We start from the raw sequence: 20,035 nt of genomic DNA, 5'->3' as shown, positions 1-20,035 counted from the left end.
GCTCCAGCACCGTCCGGCGAACGGTCGCGTGGTGTTCGGGCACACGATGCGGCCACCATCGATTCGACGTTCGACTGGTCCTGCGTGGGCGGCGAGACCACTGGCGGGAACCTGTGTCAATGAGCCGGCCGGGCGCCGTGGGCACATCGCGTCTCCTCGGGTTCGCTCGCGACGAACGTGGTTCGACGGGGGTGACCTGCGGTGACGCGTCGTGACGGCGTGCGGGTCGCCGTGGACCTTTCAATCAGTTCGTGCCGAGTGGCGGGAGCCCCTTCATGACAAGACGTAGACCCATCCTTGGATTGCTGGCGACGGCTGCGGCCGTCGTCGTGACCGTGAGCGCGGCGGCACTGGCCGGTGGCCTGAGCACCACCGCGTCGGCCGCGAACATCGGAGCGGCCGCAGCGACCGCCGGGTGCGGCAAGGCGCCCACGTTGACCAGTGGCCAACGGTCCATCCAGAGCAGCGGCCAGAACCGTAGCTTCATCCTGAGAATTCCTGACAACTACGACAGGACCCACGCCTACCGGTTGATCTTCGGATTCCACTGGAACGGCGGCACCGCCAACGACGTCGACGGCGGTGGGTCCGACGGGGCGGCCTGGTCCTACTACGGGCTGCGGCAGCAGGCGAACAACAGCACCATTTTCGTCGCCCCCCAGGGCAACGGCAACGGCTGGGCCAACCCCGGCGGCCAGGACGTCACATTCGTCGACGACATGATCAGGGTCATCGAGGCCGACCTCTGTGTCGACACCACGCAACGCTTCGCGCTCGGCTTCAGCTACGGCGGCGGCATGAGCTATTCGCTGGCCTGTTCCCGGCCAACTGTCTTCCGCGCTGTCGCGGTCTACTCCGGTGGGCAGCTCAGCGGGTGCAGCGGCGGCACCCAGCCAGTCGCTTACATGGGAATCCATGGCATCGGGGACGCGGTGCTCAACGTCTCCGCCGGACGGTCCCTGCGCGACAGGTTCGTCCGGAACAACGGCTGCACCGCACAGAACCCGCCCGAGCCGAGGGCAGGCAGCCTGACCCACATCACCACCACCTACTCCGGCTGCCAGTCCGGCTATCCGGTGGTCTGGGCCGCCTTCGACGGCGGGCACGGCCCCGGCCCGGTGGACGGCGGCGGGGACAGCGGAGCCAGGACCTGGACCAAGGGTGAGGTATGGAGGTTCTTCACCCAGTTCGGTAGCACCGAGCCCACGACGCCACCGACCACCCCGCCACCGACCACCCCGCCACCGAGTGACACCTCGGCCCTGCGCAGCACGTCCTCCGGACGGTGCCTCGACGTCAACGGCGGCTCGCAGACCAACGGCGCGGCGGCGATCATCTGGGACTGCCACGGCCAGAGCAACCAGAGCTGGAACTCGACCGCCGCCCAGGAGCTACGCGTCTTCGGCGGCAAGTGCCTCGACGTCAACGGCGCCGGCACCGCGAACGGCAGCTCGGTGATCATCTGGGACTGCAACGGCCAGTCCAACCAGAAGTGGCGGCTCAACACCGACGGCTCGATCACCGGAGTTGGTTCGGGCCGGTGCCTGGACATGGTCGGCGGCGGCACGGCCAACGGCACGCGCGTCCAGATCTGGGACTGCACCGGCGCGGCCAACCAACGGTGGAGCCGAAGCTGAGCGCCGCGAGGTCCCCGGCAGAGCAACAGCCGCTCCGGCTGACCATTCACACACAAGGAGGCTCAACTGTGCCACTTCGTAAACTCTCCGCCCCCTGGCTGGGGGCAGCCATGGCGATCATGCTTCTGTTCGCCATCGGAACGTACGTCGTCACGACCGTCGCACCGGCTGCCGCGGCCACCACTGCCGGCTGCGGCAAGGCGCCCGGACTGAACAGCGGCACCCACACCATCCAGAGCAGCGGGAAGAACCGCAGCTTCATCCTTCGGCTGCCCGACAGCTACAACAACACCTATGCCCACCGACTGGCCTTCGGGTTCCACTGGTTGGGCGGCACCGCCAGCCAGGTCGCGGGCGGCGGCAGCGACGGAGCCTCGTGGGCCTACTACGGCATGCTCTCGCAGTCGAACAACAGCACGATCTTCGTTGCCCCGCAGGGCCTCAACAACGGCTGGGGCAACTCCAACGGTGAGGACGTGACCTTCACCGACGACATGGTCCGCGTGATCTCGAACGCCCTCTGCGTCGACACCACGCAACTCTTCTCCGTCGGGTTCAGCTACGGCGGCGCGATGAGCTACTCGTTGGCGTGTTCCCGGCCGACGGTGTTCCGTGCGGTCGCGGCAATCGCGGCTCCGGGGGCCATCAGCGGATGCAGCGGCGGCACCCAGCCGGTGGCGTACCTGGGCATTCACGGTATCAACGACAACATCGGCAGCGGACGGTCGCTGCGCGACAGGTTCGTCCGGAACAACGGATGCGCCGCGCAGAGCCCGCCCGAGCCGAGGGCCGGCAGCCTGACCCACATCACCACCGCGTACTCCTGCCGGGCCGGCTACCCGGTGGTCTGGGCCGCCTTCGACGGCGGCCACCAGCAAGGCCCGGTGGACGGGTGTGCCGGGTGTGAGAGCGGCGCGCGGAGCTGGGTCAAGCAGGAGGTGTGGCGGTTCTTCACCCAGTTCGGGTCGGACGTGCCGCCCACCACTCCCCCGCCGACGACCCCGCCCCCCGGCCAGCAGAACGTGCTGATCGCGGGTAACCAGTCCGGCCGGTGCATCGACATTCCCAACTCCAGCACCAGCAACGGCGCCCGGCCGCAGCTGTGGGACTGTCACGGTGGCACCAACCAGCGTTGGACCCACACCACCAACCGCACCCTGACCGTCTACGGCAACAAGTGTCTGGACGCCAGCGGCGCGGGCAGCAGCAACGGCACCGCGGTCCTCATCTGGGACTGCAACGGCCAAGCCAACCAGCAGTGGAACCTGAACTCCAACGGCACCATCACCAGCGCCCAGTCGGGGCTGTGCCTGGACGCCGTCGCCTCCGGCACGGCCAACGGGACGCAGCTTCACCTCTGGGCCTGCCACGGCGGCGCCAACCAGCAGTGGAGCACGCGCAGCTAGCACCGCCCGCCAGGTCGGAGACGCGCCGCTCGGGTCCTGTCCCGGGCGGCGCGTCGCCGTCAGGCGGTGGGTGCGGCAGAGATCGACACGTGCGCGGTGACGATCCGCCAGCCGACAGGCAGGCGTACCCAGGTCTGGGTCTGCCGACCGGTGGCGGCGCTGCCGTCGTACCCGAATCGGGTTGTCACGACCGCCAGGTCCGGGCCGAACGTGGTGATGATCGGGTCGACCAGCCGGCGACCGGGCGGCAGCGGTGGCTGCACGGCGCGCCACTTGCGCTGCTCGTCCAGCCCGTACTGATGGTCGGCGAGGCCGAACCGCACGGTCCGCTCGGAATCCCAGAAGTACCCGCAGATCCCGTCAGCGTCGCCGTCGGCCAGCGCCCCCTCGTAGTCGGCGAAGGCCGTCGCCACCTCGGCGACCACGTCCGTCCGGTCGATCTCCATGCGGTACGTCCCTTCGGTCCGTTCGGTCAGGAACTCACCGGCGCGGCCGGGAGCCGTGACACCCCCCGGCGAGGCTCTCCATCTGGTCCGACCTCCTCCGGGTCCGGTTCGCGGGGCGTGGGGCGGCCCAGCGCGAAGACCACACAGATCACCGCGACGAAGAGGTAGCCGAGTGCCACCTGACCGTTGGCGTTCCACTCGATCCGCTCGCCGTGGATCAGCCCGATGAACGACAGCAGCGCGCCGGAGCCGGCGAAGATCGCGGCCCGACCGAACCGCTTGTCGATGATGAAGACCACCACCGCGCCGAGCACCAGGCCGGCGAGGATCGCGCCCTGACCCAGCACCAGCAGCCCGTCGTAGATCACCCCGGCGCCGTTGAGCGCATCGTCACCGACCGCCGCGGCGGTGGTACCGGCCGCCGCCAGGGTGTTGTCGATCTGCCCGGTGGCCCAGGCCGCGATGTTCGGGATCAGCGCGGCGACCACGGCCGCGGCGTGCGCCCTGGGGGTCGCCTGGAACGCCTGCGCCCCGATCAGCAATCCGATGTAGAGCAGGATCGGCACGATCGCCGCGGTCGGGAAGATCGCGCCGAGCAGCCCGAACATGCCGAGGAAACAGAGCAACGCGATCACCACACCGGTCGCCATCGAATAGCCACTGCGTCCACCGGCGGCCTTCCAACCCGGGTGCCCGACATAGACGGCCGGTGGGAACGGCGAGCCGAGCGCGGCCCCGATCACCGCGCCCGCGCCGTCGGCCAGCAGCACGCTGCGCAGGTTGTAGTTGTCCCCCGCGGTGGCCGCGCTCTCCACGTTCGTCATGCCTTCGGTGAAGTTGTAGACGCCGAGCGGGATCGCAGTCGCCAGCAGGGGCGCCATGTCGGCCAGCCCGGTGAAGAGCAGGTCCAGCTTGAACGAGGGGACGGCGATGGCGATGTCCCGGGCCGCGGCCGTGACGTCCGGCACCGACATCGCCCCACCGGCCCAGCCGATCGCGGTGCCGAGCAGCAGCGCGGCGAGCCCGATCGGGAAGTTGAACGGCAGCTTCACGTCGGTCAGTAGGCCGATCAGCAGCAACGCGAAGACCGGCAGCGCGACCCAGGCCATCCGCCACATCTGCCCGGCCGGGTTCATCGAGATGAACGTGATGGAGATTCCGGCGAGGGTGCCGAGCAGCGCGGCCCGGGGCGCGTACCGGCGGATGTAGGGCCCGACGAACGCGCCGATCAACACGATCACGCCGATGATGAAGGCCCACGCCAGCCCGGCCTCCCAGGCCCGCACGGGATCCTGGGTGCGCAGGTAGATGGGGAGCATGATGACGAAGATGACGATGAACATGTGCGGCACGCTCGGCCCGTACGGCAGGGCCGTCACGTCGGTGCGGTTCTCCCGCCGAGCCAACCGGCGGGCAAGGTAGGTGTAGTAGATGTTCCCGGCGACCAGGGCGATGCCGAGCGCCGGCAGGATGGTGCCGAACACCTCCCCCTCGGGAAGGTTCACCACGGCGAGGCAGAGCCCGGTCAGGGTGAGCACGTTGACCAGGACGTTGACGCCGAAACCGAAGAACGCGTTGGTGTCGCCGCGGACCCAGTACGGCAGCGGGACGACTGTGGGTTTGGTCGAGGTCATGGCTGCTCCCGGTCAGGAGGAGGGCTGCAACGGGATGGTGGGCAGCGCGGCGCGTACCTGCGCCGAGTCGGCGACCCAGCCGAAGATGCCGCCCTGGGCGGCAATCATGTCGAGTCCGACCCGGTGGAACTCGGGGAAGTAGGAACCGACGCAGTCGGCGAGCACGAGGCACTCGTACCCGCGATCGTTGGCCTCCCGGACTGTGGTGTGCACGCACACTTCGGTGGTGACCCCGGTGACCAGAAGGCTGCGGATGCCCCGCTCGGTGAGCAGGACGTCCAGGTTGGTGGCGTGGAAGGCGCCCTTGCCGGGCTTGTCGATGACCGGCTCGTCGGGCAGCGGCGTCAGCTCGTCGATGATGTCGTGGCCGTACTCGCCACGGACCAGGATGCGCCCCTTGGGTCCGGGGTCACCGATCCGTTTGCTCGGCTCGCCTCGGCTGAGCTTGGCCGGCGGGCAGTCCGACAGGTCGGGCCGGTGCCCCTCGCGGGTGTGCAGGATGCTCATTCCGACGGCGCGGGCGGCGGCCAACAGTGCCGCGAGCGGCGCGATGGTAGAGCGCAGCTGGCCGACGTCGTTGCCCAGGCTCTCACCGAACCCGCCGGGTTCCAGGAAGTCGCGCTGCATGTCGATGACGAGCAGCGCGGTGGTCGAGAGGTCGAAGGAGTAGGGGCCGGGCCTCGCGGCGGCGATGGTCAACATGGGCGCACCTCACTTGGCCGTGGCGGCGATGACGTCGTCGGAGGTGGTGACGCAGCCGAAGACGCCCCCCTGCATGGTGACCATGTGCAGTGCGGCGTCGTGGTTGGCCTTGTCGGTGGCGCCGGTGCAGTCGGAGAGGATCAGGCACTCGTACCCCCGGTCGTTCGCCTCGCGCATGGTGGTGTGCACGCAGACGTCGGTGGTGATGCCGGTGAGGATCAGGTGGGTGATGCCCCGGGTGCGGAGGACCAGGTCGAGGTTGGTGGCGTAGAAGGCGCCCTTGCCGGGCTTGTCGATGATCACCTCACCGGCCACCGGGGCCACCTCGGGCACGATCTCCCAGCCCGGTTCGCCCCTGACCAGAATCCGGCCGGCCGGGCCGGCGGCGCCGATCTCGGCGCCGATGCGCGCCGAACGCCACCGCTTGTTCGCCGGCAGGTCCGACAGCTGCGGGTCGTGTCCCTCCCGGGTGTGTACGACAAGCATCCCGAGCGATCGTGCGTGCTCCAGCAGCCGGGCAGTGGCCGGCAGGCCGGCCCGGGTGAGGCCGATGTCGTAACCCATCGCGTCGACGTAGCCGCCCGGCCCGCAGAAGTCGGTCTGCCAGTCGATGCAGAGCAGTGCGGTACGCGCGGTGTCCGCCGCGCCGTCGTAGGGCCACGGGTAGGGGTTGGCCGTTACCGGCCCGATGCTGCCCATCCTCTCGCCTCCTGTCGTGATCGCTGGTGCTTCCGTGTCAGCGTCGGGCCGCTGAACGGCGGTACGCCCGCCACCCGCCGCTGGCGCTGATGTCCTCGGCCGGCGGGCCCGCCGCATACGCTTCGCAGAGGAAACCGAGCACGTCCCGACCGTCGTGCAGCTGAACCCAGCCGAGCGAGAGCGGGGCCGGCACGCCGGCCAGCAGCCCGCCGAGCGCGGTGCTGGGCAGCCGCCACAGCTCCACTTCGATCGGGTGGCCCGCCGACCCGTCCGGGCCGGCCCGGACCAGGCCCGGCAGTCCCTCGCCATCGGGGGTGTCCATCCGGTACAGCCGGTAGAGCGGCGCGGTGCGGGCGGCGCCGGCGAGGACCGCGCCGTGCCCGAGCAACTCGGCGTTGCGGGACTCACCGGTCAGGTGCCGGCCGACCACGGCGATCAGCAGTTCCGCCGAGCGCTGGGGCGGCGGTGAGTCGGCCTCGATCGCCCCGGTCGGCGCACCGCCTTCAGTGAGGGTGGCGGCCAGCCGGCCCAGGGTGGTGTCGCTGAACGCCGGGCCGACCAGGGTCAGGCTCGCCGGACGCCCAGAGCTGGTGAACCCGTTGGGTACGGTCACCGCGGCCAGGTCGAGCAGGTTCGCGAACTGGGTGTAGCGGCCGAGCATGGCGTTCCGCCCGATCGGGTCCTCGGCGATCTCGTCGAGGGTGAAGGTGGTGCCGACGGTGGGGACCACAAGCACGTCGATGTCCTGCCAGAGCTGGTCGACCTGCGCTCGTAGTTCGCGCAGGCGGTGCTGACCCCTGAAGGCGTCGATCGCGTCGTAGCGCCGCCCGGTCTCCAGTACGGCCCGGGTCACCGCGAGGACCGACTCGGGGTGCGAGCCCAGGAAGTCACCCAGGGCGACGAGCCGCTCGGCCACCCACGGCCCCCGGTAGAGCAGGTCGCCCGCCTCGAAGAAGGCACCGAGCGGCACCGACCGGGAGGACCCGACGAAGGTGCGCAGCCGTTCCACGCCCGCGGCGAAGCGGGTTTCCTGACCGGTGTCGCCGAAGAACTCCAGGTCTTCGGCCCGGGGCACCCCGAGGCGGAGTGTCCCCGGCGGGCGGGGCACGACCCGCTCGGCCGGGAACGGACGTCCCCAGGGGTCGGCCGGGGTGACGGCACGGGCGGCGTGCAGCACGTCGAGGGCGCCGGCCACGTCGGGGGCGAAGACCGACACGCAGTCCAGTGAGCGGCAGGCGGGCACCACGCCGGCCGTGCTGAGCAGACCCCGGGTGGGCTTGAGGCCGACAATCCCGTTGAGCGCCGCCGGCACCCGGCCGGAGCCCGCGGTGTCCGTACCCAGGGCGAAGCTGACCTGGCCCGCGGCGACCGCGACCGCCGAGCCGGAGCTGGAACCCCCGGAGATGAGGCCGCCGCCGAACACGCTCTGGCAACTGCCGTACGGCGAGCGGGCACCGGTCAGGCCGGTGGCGAACTGGTCGAGGTTGGTCTTGCCGACCAGCAGCGCGCCGGCGTCGAGGAGCCGGCGCACCACCGGAGCATCCTCGGCGGCCTCGTACCCGAAGTCGGGGCAGCCCGCCGTGGTGACCATGCCGGCCACGTCGATGTTGTCCTTGACCGCGAACGGGATCCCGTACAGCGGCAGTGTGGGATCACCGTGGCGGGTCAGCGATTCGGCGCGCTCACGCAGGCGGTCGGCCGGGACGGTGCTGATCCAGACCGGCCCGTCGTCGTGCCCGGCGAACCCGTCCAGGATGCGTTCGGCTTGGTCCGTCGGGGTCAGGCCGCCCTCGCGGTACGCCGACCGAAGCTCCGCAATGGACCCTACTCGCTCTGGCATACAGTCGATTGTCGACTGTTCTGTTACGGGAAACTGCGCGCGACGTAACGACGACATGACGGCGCGTGGCCTCGGCCCGCCAGCCCACGGCTGACCCGAGCTAGCCGAGGTACGAGCGCGCGCCGTGCCCGGAGAGCACGGTCAGCACCTCCTCCGGGTCTCCCCCGGCGACCGCCTCGAACAACCGCTCGTGCCGGTGGACCCCGTCCAGCGGCTGCGCCAGCTCCGCCTCCCGGCGCAGGTTGATCGCCATGTAGAGCTGGAGCTTCACCAGAATCGAGCCGTACACGGCAGAGAGCTGCCGGTTACCGGCGAGCGCCACCAGCGCGACGTGGAACTCCCGGTGTGACTCGGCGACCGCCATCCGGTCACCGACCCGGGTCGCCTCCCGCAACTGGTCCAGTGTCGCTCGCAGCCCGGCGAGGTCGCTCTCCCGACCGACCGGGATCCCCGCCCGCACCGAGAAGCGTTCCAACACGTCACGCAGCTCGTACAGCTCCCGCACGTCGCGGTCCGACAGGGTGGCTACCCGGACCCCACGCCGGGGCACGTGCTCGACCAGCCCCTGCTGGGCCAGCAACCGCAGCGCCTCCCGCAACGGGGCCCGGCTGATCCCCAGCCGCCGGGTCAACTGCTCCTCCACCAGGCGCTCGCCCGGGTCGCTCTTGCCGCTGAGGATTTCCCGGGTCAGCCGAGAGACGGCGAGGTCCACCAGGCTGACACTCTCCAGCTCACCATCCACCGTCGATGCGGCCACGTCGTCCACGCCGTGAGTCTGCCATCTGCCCCCGGACCACCGGGGTGCGCGCGTACGACACCGGCCAAACGTCTCCACGCGTGTTTCGAGCCGCCGGCGGAGGGCATCCCCCACTGGGACCTGCCTCGCACCCCTCCCCGAGGAGCAGCACGTGAGTGATGACCAGCAGTCGGAGCCGCAACAGCGCCCACCCGGCACCTTGGGCGCCATGCGCCACAAACCGGATCACGGCGAGGAGTCGTACCGGGGCTCGGGGCGTCTGGCCGGCAAGAGGGCCATCATCACCGGCGGTGACAGCGGCATCGGCCGAGCGGTGGCCATCGCGTTCGCCCGCGAGGGCGCCGATGTGCTCATCTCCTACCTGAGCGAGCACGAGGACGCCCAGCAGACCGCGAAGCTCGTCCAGGAGGCAGGTCGCCGGGCGGTCCTCGTCGGGGGCGACCTCCGCGACGTCTCGCAGTGTCAGGCCGTGGTGGATCGAGCCGTCGCGGACCTCGGCGGCATCGACATCCTCGTCAACAACGCGGCCTACCAGATGACCCACGAGACCATTGAGGAGGTCACCGACGAGGAGTGGCAGCACACCTTCGATGTCAACATCACGGCGATGTTCCGGCTCGTCCGCGCCGCCCTCCCCCACCTCGGTGAGGGGGCGTCGATCATCAACACCGCCTCCATCAACTCCGACCAGCCACGCCCGACCCTCCTGCCCTACGCGACCACCAAGGGCGCGATCGCGAACTTCACGGCAGGGCTGGCGCAGATGCTCGGCGAACGCGGGATCAGGGTCAACAGCGTCGCCCCGGGGCCGATCTGGACGCCGTTGATCCCATCCACCATGCCACCGGAGCAGGTCGAACAGTTCGGCAAGAACACCCCGCTGGGACGCCCTGGCCAGCCGAAAGAGGTCGCCCCCGCATACGTACTCCTCGCCTCCGACGAGGCGAGCTACATCTCCGGGGCGATCATTCCGGTCACCGGAGGCAAGCCAATCCTCTGACCTCGCCCGGTTGGTGCTGTCTGTCCGGTTCGGCCCGCCGGCCTGGGGTAGGGCCGGAGTTCGTGCAGGCCCGAACGGGCATGACGAATGGTTCTCGGGAGGAACGTCCCCGAGCAGACGCGGAGCGGCACGAGCGACAGGGAGAACGTGATGGGCCGAGCGGGGCGCTCCGCGCACGCCTTCGCGGGCGGTGCGCTGGCGGTGGCGCTCGCCGGGCTGGTCGCACTCGTCACGCACCAGCCGTGGCTGTTCCCCAGTCTGGGGCCGGCGGTGATGTTGCACGTGGAGAAGCCGGGATCGCCCGAGTCTTCGCCGCGCAACACGTTCATCGGCCACGGGGTGGCCCTGCTGGCCGGGTACCTGTTCCTGGTGGCCTGCGGGCTTGCCGACGAACCCTCGTCGCTCCAGGAGGGGGTGACCGGGATGAGGATCGTGGCGGTGGCCGGGTCGCTGGCGGTGACCGCATCGGTGCTGGTGCTGCTGAAGGCGTCACACGCCCCGGCGGGTGCAACCACACTGATCGTGAGCCTGGGCCTGCTGCGTACCCCGACCCAGCTGCTCGTCGCGGCCGGCGCGGTGGTGCTGGTCACGGTCGTCGACTGGCTGTACGGACGGTTGTCGGGCCGGCCGATGCCGCTGTGGGCGGCGCCCCCGCCGGCGCCGGAAGGAGGACGTCATGGTGGACCGGATCGCCGACCCGTGGGGTGAGCGGACCCCGTACGGGCCGGGACAGCAGTGGCCGGTGCGGGTGGACCGGTACCTGGCCGACGGCCGGACCGATGCCGACGTGGACCGGTGGGTGCAGTCGGCGTCGGTACTGCACTCCAACGGCGACGCGCTGGACATCGGGGTCGCCGACGGGCGGATCGTCGGGGTACGCGGGCGGGCCGTGGACCGGATCAACCGGGGTCGGGTCGACCCGAAGGACCTGTACGGCTGGCAGGCCAACCACAGCCCGGACCGGTTGACCCGACCGCTGGTCCGCGACGGCGATCGCCTGGTCGAGTCGGACTGGGACACCGCGATGGGCCGGATCGTGGCCCGGTCGAGAGAACTCCTCGACGGGCCGGGTGGGTGGGGGCACTTCGGCTTCTACACCACCGGGCAACTGTTCCTGGAGGAGTACTACACGCTCGGTGTGATCGGTAAGGCGGGCCTGGGCACGCCACACATGGACGGCAACACCCGGCTGTGCACGGCAACCGCGGCGGCGGCGCTGAAGGCGAGCTTCGGCACCGACGGGCAGCCCGGCTCGTACACCGACGTGGACCACTGCGACGCGATCGCGTTGTGGGGTCACAACGTCGCCGAGACGCAGACGGTGCTGTGGATGCGGATGCTGGACCGACGCCGTGGCCCCAACCCGCCGGCGATGCTGGCGGTGGACCCGCGCGCCACCCCGGTCGCCCGGGAGGCCGACGTGCACCTCGCAGTGCGTAACGGCACCAACGTGGCCCTGCTGAACGGCCTGCTCCGGGAGATCGTCCGGCGCGGCTGGTACGACCACGACTACGTCGACGCGCACACAGTGGGTTTCGACGAGCTGTGCCGGATCGTCGACGGCTACCCGCCGCAGCGGGTCGCTGAGATCTGCGACGTGCCGGCCGCCGACGTGGAGCGCGCCGCCGAACTGCTCGGCGGCTCACAGCGGTTGCTGTCGACGGTGCTGCAGGGCTTCTACCAGTCGAACCAGGCCACCGCCGCTGCCTGCGCCGTCAACAACCTGCACCTCGTTCGGGGGATGATCGGCCGGCCGGGCGCCGGGATCTACCAGATGAACGGCCAGCCCACCGCCCAGAACACCCGGGAGACCGGCGCTGACGGCGACCTGCCCGGCCTGCGCAACTGGGACAACGAGCGGCACATCGAGGAGCTGGCCCGGCTGTGGAACGTGGACGTGGACACCATCCCGCACTGGGCGCCGCCGACGCACGCCATGCAGATTTTCCGGTACGCCGAGCAAGGCTCGATCAAACTGCTCTGGATCTCCGCCACCAATCCGGCCGTCTCGCTGCCGGAGCTGCACCGGATCCGGCAGATCCTGACCCGGCCGGAGCTGTTCGTGGTGGTCCAGGACCTCTTCCTCACCGAGACCGCTGAGTTCGCCGACGTCGTGCTGCCCGCCGCCACCTGGGGCGAGAAGACCGGCACGTTCACCAGCGTCGACCGGACCGTCCACATCTCCGACAAGGCCGTCGACCCGCCCGGGGAGGCCCGCCCGGACCTGGACATCTTCCTCGACTACGCCCGCCGGATGGACTTCCGCGACCGCGACGGTCAGCCGCTGATCGACTGGAGCGGGCCGGAGGAGGTGTTCGAGGCGTGGAAGGAGTGTTCGCGGGGTCGGCCGTGCGACTACTCCGGCATCACCTACGACAGGTTGCGCGGCGGCTCCGGCATCCAGTGGCCCTGCACCGAGGAGCATCCCGACGGCACCGAGCGCCTCTACACCGACGGACACTTCCCCACCGACCCCGACTACTGCGAGACGTACGGCCAGGACCTGGCCACCGGCGCGGAGTTCACCGAGGCGGAGTACCGGGCCAAGGAACCGAACGGGCGGGCGTTCCTGCACACCGTCGACTACCAGCCCTCAGCCGAGGTGCCCGACGAGGAGCACCCGCTGCTGCTCACCACCGGCCGTACCGTCTACCAGTTCCACACCCGCACCAAGACCGGCCGCGCCCCGCAACTCAACCAGGCGGCACCGGACGTGTGGGTGGAGCTCAACCCCGCCGACGCGGCCCGGTTCGGCATCGTCGAGGGCGACCTGGTCGGCGTCTCCTCAGCCCGCGGCGCCATCCAGGCCCGCGCCCGGCTCTGCGGCATCCGCCCCGGCGTGGTCTTCCTGCCGTTCCACTACGGCTACTTCGACCAGGATCCGACCGACCGCAGTCCGCGAGCGGCGAACGAGTTGACGATCACCGCCTGGGACCCGGTGTCCAAGCAGCCCCTCTTCAAGGTCGCCGCCGTCGCCGTGACGAAACTCGCCGACGGGCGGGGCGTACCCTCGCCGGCGCCGACCGTCGGCGGCAGCGCACCACCAGCGGACGCTGACGTGCCGCCCACAGTTGGTGGGCCGGCAGCCGAGGCCACCAGCGGGAGGGAGTGAGCCGTGCACCTCGCCCACTACCTCGGTCTCCTGCACCGCGCGCAGGTCAACCTGGCCGACGCGTTCCGACAGGTCGCCGACGCGCACGCCGAGGAACCCGACATCGAGCACCTCTGCCAGCAGCAGGCGAAGCGCTGCGACGCGTACGCCGAACAGCTGCACCCGTTCGTGGTCCGCTACTCCGAGGACGCCCCCGACGAACCCGACCGGTTGCACTCGGAACTGTTCACCGGGACCCGCACCGGCGGCATCGGCCTCCTGCGTGACCTCCAGGACCTGTACCTGATGGCCGCCGAGTGCGACATCACCTGGACCGTCGTCGGCCAGGCCGCCTACGGTGTCCGCGACGAGGAGCTGCTCTCAGTCGTGCGACGCTGCGAAGGCGAAACGGCGATCCAGCTCAAGTGGCTGCGTACCCGGATGAAGGCCGCTGCACCCCAGGCGCTCGTCGTCGCCGACTGACAGCCCGGGTATTCTGGCGGTCCTGTAGCCCACATCCGCGTACCGGATGTGGCGAATCGGCGTCGAGCAACCGGCGTTGGTCCCGGCTCCGCCCCGATGGGGGTCCGTGCAGCGGTCCGCGACACGCGGGCTGCCAACCGCACGCCCGCCATCCCGATCTCTGGTTCTTCGACGGGCGCGCCGGCCGTGAGGACCCTGTGGCATGACCCACTCGCCGACGGACCCCGCCGACGCCTTCGCCGAACTCGGCCGGATCAAGCTCGGTGAGACCAGTCTCGACGACGTTCTGCAGCGCGTCGCGGAACTGGCCAAACGGGTGCTAACGGTGCCGGTCGAGGTGTCGGTCACGCTGGTTCGCGGCGGGATCGGGCACACCGCGGCGTTCACCGACGAGCTGGCCCTCGACATGGACGAGCGGCAGTACGCCCAGGGAAGCGGCCCGTGTCTGGCCGCCGCCACCGCCGGCGACATCCTTTCCGTGCCCGACCTCACCGCCGAAGATCGCTGGCCCGACTGGGCCGAACGCGGCCGCAAGGCGGGAGTTGGCAGCTCCTTGTCGGTCGGCATGCCGATCCAGGAGGCGGTCGTCGGCGCGCTCAACGTCTATGCCCGCACCCCGCACGCCTTCGACGACGACACAGTCGCCGTGCTGGAGACCTTCGCCGCGTACGCCGCCGTCGCCCTGGCCAACGCCCAGCTCTACGAGAGCACCGCGAACCTCGCCCGCCAGATGCAGGATGCCATGGCCAGCCGCGCGGTCATCGAACAGGCGAAGGGCATCATCATGGCCGAGCGCCGGTGCACCGCCACCGAAGCGTTCAACATCCTGGCGAAGGTGTCGCAGGACTCCAATCGCAAGCTCCGCGACGTGGCTCAGGCCCTGGTGGACCGGGCAGCCGGAAAAGCTCAGCGCTGACCAGGGCCGGGCGGCCGCGAATGCCCGCTGGGCTCCGGCCGGCCGCCACTGCCCGGTGTGTCCCGTGGATCTTCGGGTAGGGCACCAGGAACCGGGCGGGGCGGTGCCGGCGACCCGAGAGGTGCCGGCACCGACCGCGGGGGCAGCGCTCGGCCTGGCTACCCGTCGCCGGCGGCACGGTCACGGTCGGCCTGGGCGTCCGCCGCGCCGATCGGGGTGCCGTCGCCGTCACGGGCCGCGCGGGACAGGTCCACATCGGCACCGGTCCGGGCGGCGTCCGCCCTCGCGTCGTCCGCGCCGACGATCTCCCCGGCCGGATCGGCGCCCGCGCCGTCGTCGTCGACCAGCCGTCCGGCGTCGGCCAGTCCGATCGGTACGTACCTGGGATCCGTCATCTCGTCCTCCTTGGGGGTTCCGGCTCGCTCCCTACCGCTACCCCGAGGTGGTTTCCACACACACCCCGGGCCGCTACTCCTCTGGGACGCGCGGGCCGACCTCGCCCTGCCTCAGGTGTTCCGCGTTGCGGTCGGCCTCGCTGTCGGCGTTCGCAGCCCCGGAGCCTGGATCAGTCGTACGGCGCCCCTCGGCGTCCTGATACACAGCGCCGGTCTCGAGGGCTCTCTCCTGCTGGCTCTGCTCGGGCGTAGTCATGGATTTCACCTACCCTCCGGCTCCACCAGCAAACGGGCCCGCCGGTGCTGCTCCGATCAGGGCATCAAGCGACGCAGAACTCGTTGCCCTCGGGGTCGAGCATGACGACGTGCCCGAGGACGTCCCCGTACCATTCCTCGCGGACCACCGTCGCACCGGCCGCAACCAGGTCGGGCACTTTCTGCCGGATCAGCAGGGCGCGCTCGGCCATGTCCGCAGAGCCCGGACCTGCCACTCGAATGTCGACGTGCATACGGTTCTTGGCTGACTTGCCCTCGGGGACCTTGAGGAAGGCAATGGCAGGGCCCCGGCCGTCCGGGTCAACGATGGACGCGTTGTCGGGCTCGTCAAAGCCGGTTTCCTTGACGTAGCCGAGGGCCAACGCCCAGAAAGCAGCGATCCGCTGGGGATCGGCGGCATCGCATCCCAGGGTCCAAACAGTGGCCACCGCGCCACCGTACGCGAGCTATGACGACCTGTCACCGACCTCGGCTCAGTGACCGCGGAACGCCTCCTCCAACCACCATGAGCCTCGCTCCGCGCAGACCTTGGCGTCGATCACCAGCGGCCGGGTGCGGGGGCCGGCGAGCCAGCGGCGTACCGGTCCGAGATCGTCGACGGTCCGGACGGTCAGCCCGTCGCAGCCGTAACCGCGGGCTATCGCGGCCAGGTCGGTCTCGGGGAAGGTGACAGTCTCCAACGGGTGCCCGTCCGGGCCGAAGTGGTGCACCTCGGCGCCGTACGCCGCGTCGTCGTAGATCACCACGAGCAGGGGTAGCGCCAGCCGGACGGCGGTGACCAGTTCGGTCGCGGACATGACGAAGCCACCGTCGCCGACCGCGGCGACGGTGAGCCGGTCCGGCCGGGCGACCGCCGCGCCGAGCGCACTGGCCAGACCGAGCCCGATCGACTGGAACGCCTGGGTGAAACAGAATCCGGCCACGTCCGGCACGTCGAGCCACATCGACGGGTAGCCCATGAAGTTGCCCGAGTCGACCACCACCGTCCGGTCGGGCGGCAGCAGGTCGTCCAAGGCCGCCGAGAGCGTCCTCGGGTCGATCGTCGCCGGTGCGCCGGGCCGCGCCGACGCGCCCTCGTCCCGGTACGGGACCGTCCGCCACCGGCCGTGCTCGCGAATCCGTTGTGCCAGCTCCGGCGTACGCCAGCCGTCGGTTACGGCGCCCACGGGCCCTGTGGGGCCGACGCCCAGCCGACCGAGCACCGCCTCGGCGACCGCCGTCACCTCGCCGGCCACCGTCAGGTCAACCGGCCGGTTCACCCCGAACGCGGCCGGGTCGTGGTCCACCTGGACGACGACCGCGGAGGGTGGGATCAGTTCGCCGTGCCGGGTGGTCCACATGTTCAGCGTGCTGCCCCAGGCGACGACCAGGTCCGCCGCGCCGACCAGTTCGGCGGCGAGCGGGGTGGCGAAGCCGCCGGCCACGTCGATGTTCCACGGGTTTCCGGCGAACAGTCCCTTCGCCGCGGCCGACACCGCGACCAGCGCGCCGCACGCGTCGGCGAGCCGGGTCAGCGGTTCCCGGGCCGCGCGGGCGCCCCGACCCGCGATGAAGACCGGTCGACGTGCGGCCTGGAGCGCGGCCAGCAACGGCTCGACCTCAGGGGCGGCGCCCGGGCTCGGGGCGACCGCGCTGACCGGGCCGGACCACGGTTCGGTCACGCTGCGCTGCACCTCCAACGGGAGGCCCAGCACCACCGTTGCGCCCCGGGCGGCGGTGCGGTACGCCGCGCCCGCGTCGTCGGCCGCGTGCGTCGCGCGTACCCGATGGAAGTCGGCCCCGACCGCGGCGGCGAGGGCCGGCAGGTCGATGAAGAAGTTCGACAGCGGCGCGGTCGCCTCCGGGGCCAGGACCACCATCGGGGTACGGCTCTTCGCGGCCTCGGTGAGGCCGGTCAGCGCGTTGGTGACGCCCGGACCCTGGTGCACCGAGAGCAGGCCCACCGTCCCGGAGGTGCGGGCGTACCCGTCGGCCATGCTCGCCGCGCCGCCCTCGTGGGCCGCCGCCACGAACCGGGCGCCGGCCGCCACGAGCGCGTTCGTGACATGGAAGTTGCCACTGCCGACCACCCCGAAGACGTGCCGTGCGCCGTGTCCGTACAGAACCCGCCCGACCACCTCGGCTACCCGCATCGGTGGCCCGGTCCTATCGTTCGACAAGCGCGAGGACCCGGCACGGGCTGCCGGACCCGGAGACGATCGGCAGTGGTCCGGCGATCACCACCGCGCCGGTCGCCGGCAACTGCGCCAGGTTACGGAGCTGGGTCAGCCCGTACTTGTCCTGGCCGAGCAGGAACGAGTGACACGGGAACGGCGGGTCGAACGAATGCGCGGCGCCCGCGTCGGTTCCGACCGTCTCCACCCCGACGCCCTGGATCGGAGACTCCTCAGCCAGCCAGCGGGCGCACTCGACGGAAATGCCCGGGGTACGGCCGGCGTTGGCGTACCGCTCCGGGTCGTCGCCGTACGCGTCCCAGCCGGTGCGGTAGAGCAGCCAGCCACCGGTGGGCAAGGCTCCGTGTTCGGCCTCCCACGCCTTGACGTGCTCGACCTCGAGCAGGAAGTCCGGGTCGGCGGCCGCGTCGGCGGCGTGGTCGATCACCACCGCCGGGGCGATCAACTGGCTCACCGGGACCTGCGACACGTCGGCGCCCTGCTGTCCGGAGACCCAGTGCACCGGGGCGTCGAAGTGGGTGCCGGTGTGCTCACCGGTGGAGAAGTTGTTCCAGTACCAGGCCGGACCGCGGTCGTCGTACCGGCTGATCTCGCTGAGCCGGAACGGCCAGGTCTGACCGAACTGCTCGGGCAGACCCAGGATCGGGGTCTGGTCCGAGAGCGGAGCGGTGAGGTCGACAACCTGGATTCGGCCGCTGGAAAGAGCGGCGACAAACTCCTGCAGCACCGTCATGCGGCGACGGTACACGCCGCCGGAGGGTCAGCCGCTCCGCCGATTACCGTACTGACGCGGGCTCTGGACCGAACCCCGACCGCCGAGGTGCTGCCCCTTCCCGTGCGGCTGAGGCGAGGCGACCTTGCCCTTCGCACGCCGGGCAGCCCGGTTGGCGGGGACGGAAGGTTCGTCGGTCTCGGCCGTGGTCGGGGTGTCGGCATCCTCCGCGTCGGCGGCTTGGACGGGCTCAGGCTCCGGCATCGGTATCTCCCTGGATTCGTGGGGCGCCCTATGAACCATCGGCAGCCGATGGACGGGGCCTACTCGACACCGGTGTGGGCCCCTTGACGGTATCGCAAGGCCGAGATCCGGCGACAATCCACCGGCCCCGAAACGCGAGCACGGGTCTTCGTCGACCCCCGACCCGTTGTCGAACGTCCTCGGTCGCCGGCGGCGGACATGGCACGATGGCCGTGTCCTGCGCCGCCGGTGGCCGGGCACGACACTGATGGAGTCGGGATGTCAGGACTGGCCGGCACGCCGGTGCCAGGGTTGGCGAAGCTCTGGACGCACGATCCGGTCACCGCCGGCGCGTATCGGCTGGTCGGCCGGCTGGGCGCGGGTGGGCAGGGGGTCGTCTTTCTCGGTGAGGACGACGCCGGTGACCGGGTCGCGGTCAAGATGGTCAACGTCGATCTGAGTGATCCACGGGCGCGCTCGCAGTTCGTCAAGGAGATCGCCGCCGCCCGCCGGGTGGCTCCGTTCTGCACCGCGCAGGTGCTCTTCGCCGAGGTGGACGGCGAGCGGCCCTACGTGGTCAGTGAGTTCATCGAGGGCCTGACTTTGCACCGACACGTTCGCGAGCGCGGCCCGGTGACCGGTAACGCCCTGCACCGGCTCGCGGTCGGCACCGTCACCGCGCTCGCCGCGATCCACAGCGCCGGCGTGGTGCACTGCGATCTGAAACCGGACAACGTGGTGCTGGGCGAGGACGGTCCTCGGGTGATCGACTTCGGCATCGCCCGCGCTTTGGGCGTCACCGACACAGCGTCCAGCCGGGTCATGGGGACCACCGCGTACATGGCCCCCGAGCGGTTCCGCAACGACGCTATCGGTCCGCCCTGCGACGTGTTCGCCTGGGCGGCCACGATCGCCTTCGCCGCCGGTGGTCGGCCGCCCTTCGGCAATGATTCGCTCTTCGCCGTGATGCACCGGGTGCTGCACGACCAGCCCGACCTGCCGGCGTTGCCTCCCGTCCTCGACGAGCTGATCCGGGAGTGCCTGGCCAAGGATCCCGCGGACCGACCGGCTGCCGAGCGCGTGCTGGTGCGGCTGCTCCGACAGGACGGCAGGGTCACCGAGCCGCTACGTCGGGAGAACCTGCTCGAGGCCGGCAACGAGACCGCGGGCGCGCCGACGCCGAACCACCCGCTCCCCCAGGTGACGCCGACGGCACCGCAGCCGGGCCCGACGCAGCCGCGGATACCGACCCAGCCGACGGTGCCGACCCAGGCCCGGCCAACCCCGCCAGCACACCTGCCGGTGACGACCCAGCCGGCACACCTGCCGGTGACGGAGCCCGAGGCTGGTGCTGGCGGCGACGGCGCGACGCGGCGGCTGCGTCGTGAGGCCGCAGACGCCTGGGGCATCTCGACCGCGCTCTTCCTCGGGTCGGTTGGCGCCGCCGCCGGATACGTCGCGTCGAGCGCGGTCGGCCCGGCCACCGCGGTCGGGGCGGTCGCCTTCGTCGTGGTCTACCTGGTCCGGCTGCTGGTCGCGACGGCGGTCGGGGGACGGTCCGACCGCGGGTGACAGGTGCACCGGGGTCGAGGTCGCCGGCTGGCGCCGCATCGATAGGTTGACT

The 20,035-nt window shown here is 70.9% G+C and carries 18 protein-coding genes; 8 read left to right on the top strand and 10 right to left on the bottom strand.

Annotated elements, in window-relative coordinates:
* Positions 1-275 precede the first annotated feature (275 nt).
* Together IW248_RS05375 and IW248_RS05370 are read left to right on the top strand one after the other, a co-directional pair.
* Complete coding sequence (locus tag IW248_RS05375; RefSeq protein ID WP_196925936.1) at positions 276-1,637, top strand: lectin; 1,362 nt, start codon at positions 276-278, stop codon at positions 1,635-1,637.
* A gap of 119 nt (positions 1,638-1,756) precedes the next feature.
* Positions 1,757-3,043: a ricin-type beta-trefoil lectin domain protein gene (locus tag IW248_RS05370; RefSeq protein ID WP_231396777.1), complete on the top strand. Its 1,287-nt coding sequence runs from the start codon at positions 1,757-1,759 to the stop codon at positions 3,041-3,043.
* A gap of 59 nt (positions 3,044-3,102) precedes the next feature.
* Here the strand turns inward: IW248_RS05370 and IW248_RS05365 are convergent, their stop codons facing one another.
* From IW248_RS05365 to IW248_RS05340, 6 genes are all read right to left on the bottom strand, one after another.
* On the bottom strand, positions 3,103-3,489 hold the full coding sequence (locus IW248_RS05365) for an AtzH-like domain-containing protein (protein WP_196925935.1): 387 nt from the start codon (positions 3,487-3,489) through the stop codon (positions 3,103-3,105).
* 26 nt (positions 3,490-3,515) lie between these two features.
* Positions 3,516-5,123 carry a SulP family inorganic anion transporter gene (locus IW248_RS05360; protein WP_231396187.1) on the bottom strand — a complete coding sequence of 536 codons (1,608 nt, stop codon included), beginning with the start codon at positions 5,121-5,123 and terminating at the stop codon, positions 3,516-3,518.
* 12 nt (positions 5,124-5,135) lie between these two features.
* Positions 5,136-5,825, bottom strand: coding sequence for a cysteine hydrolase family protein (locus tag IW248_RS05355; protein ID WP_196925934.1), 690 nt, complete (start codon positions 5,823-5,825; stop codon positions 5,136-5,138).
* A 9-nt stretch (positions 5,826-5,834) separates the two neighbouring features.
* Complete coding sequence (gene biuH / locus IW248_RS05350) at positions 5,835-6,524, bottom strand: biuret amidohydrolase (protein WP_196925933.1); 690 nt, start codon at positions 6,522-6,524, stop codon at positions 5,835-5,837.
* 37 nt (positions 6,525-6,561) lie between these two features.
* Entirely contained in the window at positions 6,562-8,364 is a 1,803-nt protein-coding gene (gene atzF / locus IW248_RS05345; protein ID WP_196925932.1) for an allophanate hydrolase, read from the bottom strand.
* 100 nt (positions 8,365-8,464) lie between these two features.
* On the bottom strand, positions 8,465-9,130 hold the full coding sequence (locus tag IW248_RS05340) for a GntR family transcriptional regulator (RefSeq protein WP_196925931.1): 666 nt from the start codon (positions 9,128-9,130) through the stop codon (positions 8,465-8,467).
* A gap of 199 nt (positions 9,131-9,329) precedes the next feature.
* Between IW248_RS05340 and IW248_RS05335 the strand changes: the two genes are divergently transcribed.
* From IW248_RS05335 to IW248_RS05315, 5 genes are all read left to right on the top strand, one after another.
* On the top strand, positions 9,330-10,121 hold the full coding sequence (locus IW248_RS05335) for a glucose 1-dehydrogenase (RefSeq protein ID WP_196930048.1): 792 nt from the start codon (positions 9,330-9,332) through the stop codon (positions 10,119-10,121).
* 150 nt (positions 10,122-10,271) lie between these two features.
* Entirely contained in the window at positions 10,272-10,829 is a 558-nt protein-coding gene (locus tag IW248_RS05330; RefSeq protein WP_196925930.1) for an HPP family protein, read from the top strand.
* On the top strand, positions 10,798-13,233 hold the full coding sequence (locus IW248_RS05325) for a molybdopterin oxidoreductase family protein (protein WP_196925929.1): 2,436 nt from the start codon (positions 10,798-10,800) through the stop codon (positions 13,231-13,233). The genes IW248_RS05330 and IW248_RS05325 overlap by 32 nt, the downstream gene beginning before the upstream one ends.
* A gap of 3 nt (positions 13,234-13,236) precedes the next feature.
* Entirely contained in the window at positions 13,237-13,695 is a 459-nt protein-coding gene (locus IW248_RS05320) for a hypothetical protein (protein WP_196925928.1), read from the top strand.
* A gap of 202 nt (positions 13,696-13,897) precedes the next feature.
* A complete protein-coding gene (locus IW248_RS05315) occupies positions 13,898-14,611 on the top strand; it encodes a GAF and ANTAR domain-containing protein (protein ID WP_196925927.1) in 714 nt (237 codons plus the stop codon).
* Between the two features lie 158 nt (positions 14,612-14,769).
* Here the strand turns inward: IW248_RS05315 and IW248_RS05310 are convergent, their stop codons facing one another.
* The 4 genes from IW248_RS05310 to IW248_RS05295 form a co-directional block, all read right to left on the bottom strand.
* Complete coding sequence (locus IW248_RS05310) at positions 14,770-15,006, bottom strand: hypothetical protein (RefSeq protein WP_196925926.1); 237 nt, start codon at positions 15,004-15,006, stop codon at positions 14,770-14,772.
* Positions 15,007-15,326: 320 nt separating this feature from the next.
* Positions 15,327-15,710 carry a VOC family protein gene (locus IW248_RS05305; protein WP_196925925.1) on the bottom strand — a complete coding sequence of 128 codons (384 nt, stop codon included), beginning with the start codon at positions 15,708-15,710 and terminating at the stop codon, positions 15,327-15,329.
* A 45-nt stretch (positions 15,711-15,755) separates the two neighbouring features.
* On the bottom strand, positions 15,756-17,414 hold the full coding sequence (locus tag IW248_RS05300; protein ID WP_196925924.1) for a thiamine pyrophosphate-binding protein: 1,659 nt from the start codon (positions 17,412-17,414) through the stop codon (positions 15,756-15,758).
* A 13-nt stretch (positions 17,415-17,427) separates the two neighbouring features.
* Entirely contained in the window at positions 17,428-18,189 is a 762-nt protein-coding gene (locus tag IW248_RS05295; RefSeq protein ID WP_196925923.1) for a cyclase family protein, read from the bottom strand.
* A gap of 501 nt (positions 18,190-18,690) precedes the next feature.
* Here IW248_RS05295 and IW248_RS05290 point away from each other — a divergent pair.
* Entirely contained in the window at positions 18,691-19,983 is a 1,293-nt protein-coding gene (locus IW248_RS05290) for a serine/threonine-protein kinase (RefSeq protein WP_196925922.1), read from the top strand.
* Positions 19,984-20,035 lie beyond the last annotated feature (52 nt).

Origin of the sequence: Micromonospora ureilytica, assembly GCF_015751765.1 — a bacterium.
GTDB classification, from domain to species: Bacteria; Actinomycetota; Actinomycetes; order Mycobacteriales; family Micromonosporaceae; genus Micromonospora; species Micromonospora ureilytica.
The sequence above is the reverse complement of the archived record's forward strand: the minus strand, read 5'-3'. Positions and strand labels throughout refer to the sequence as shown.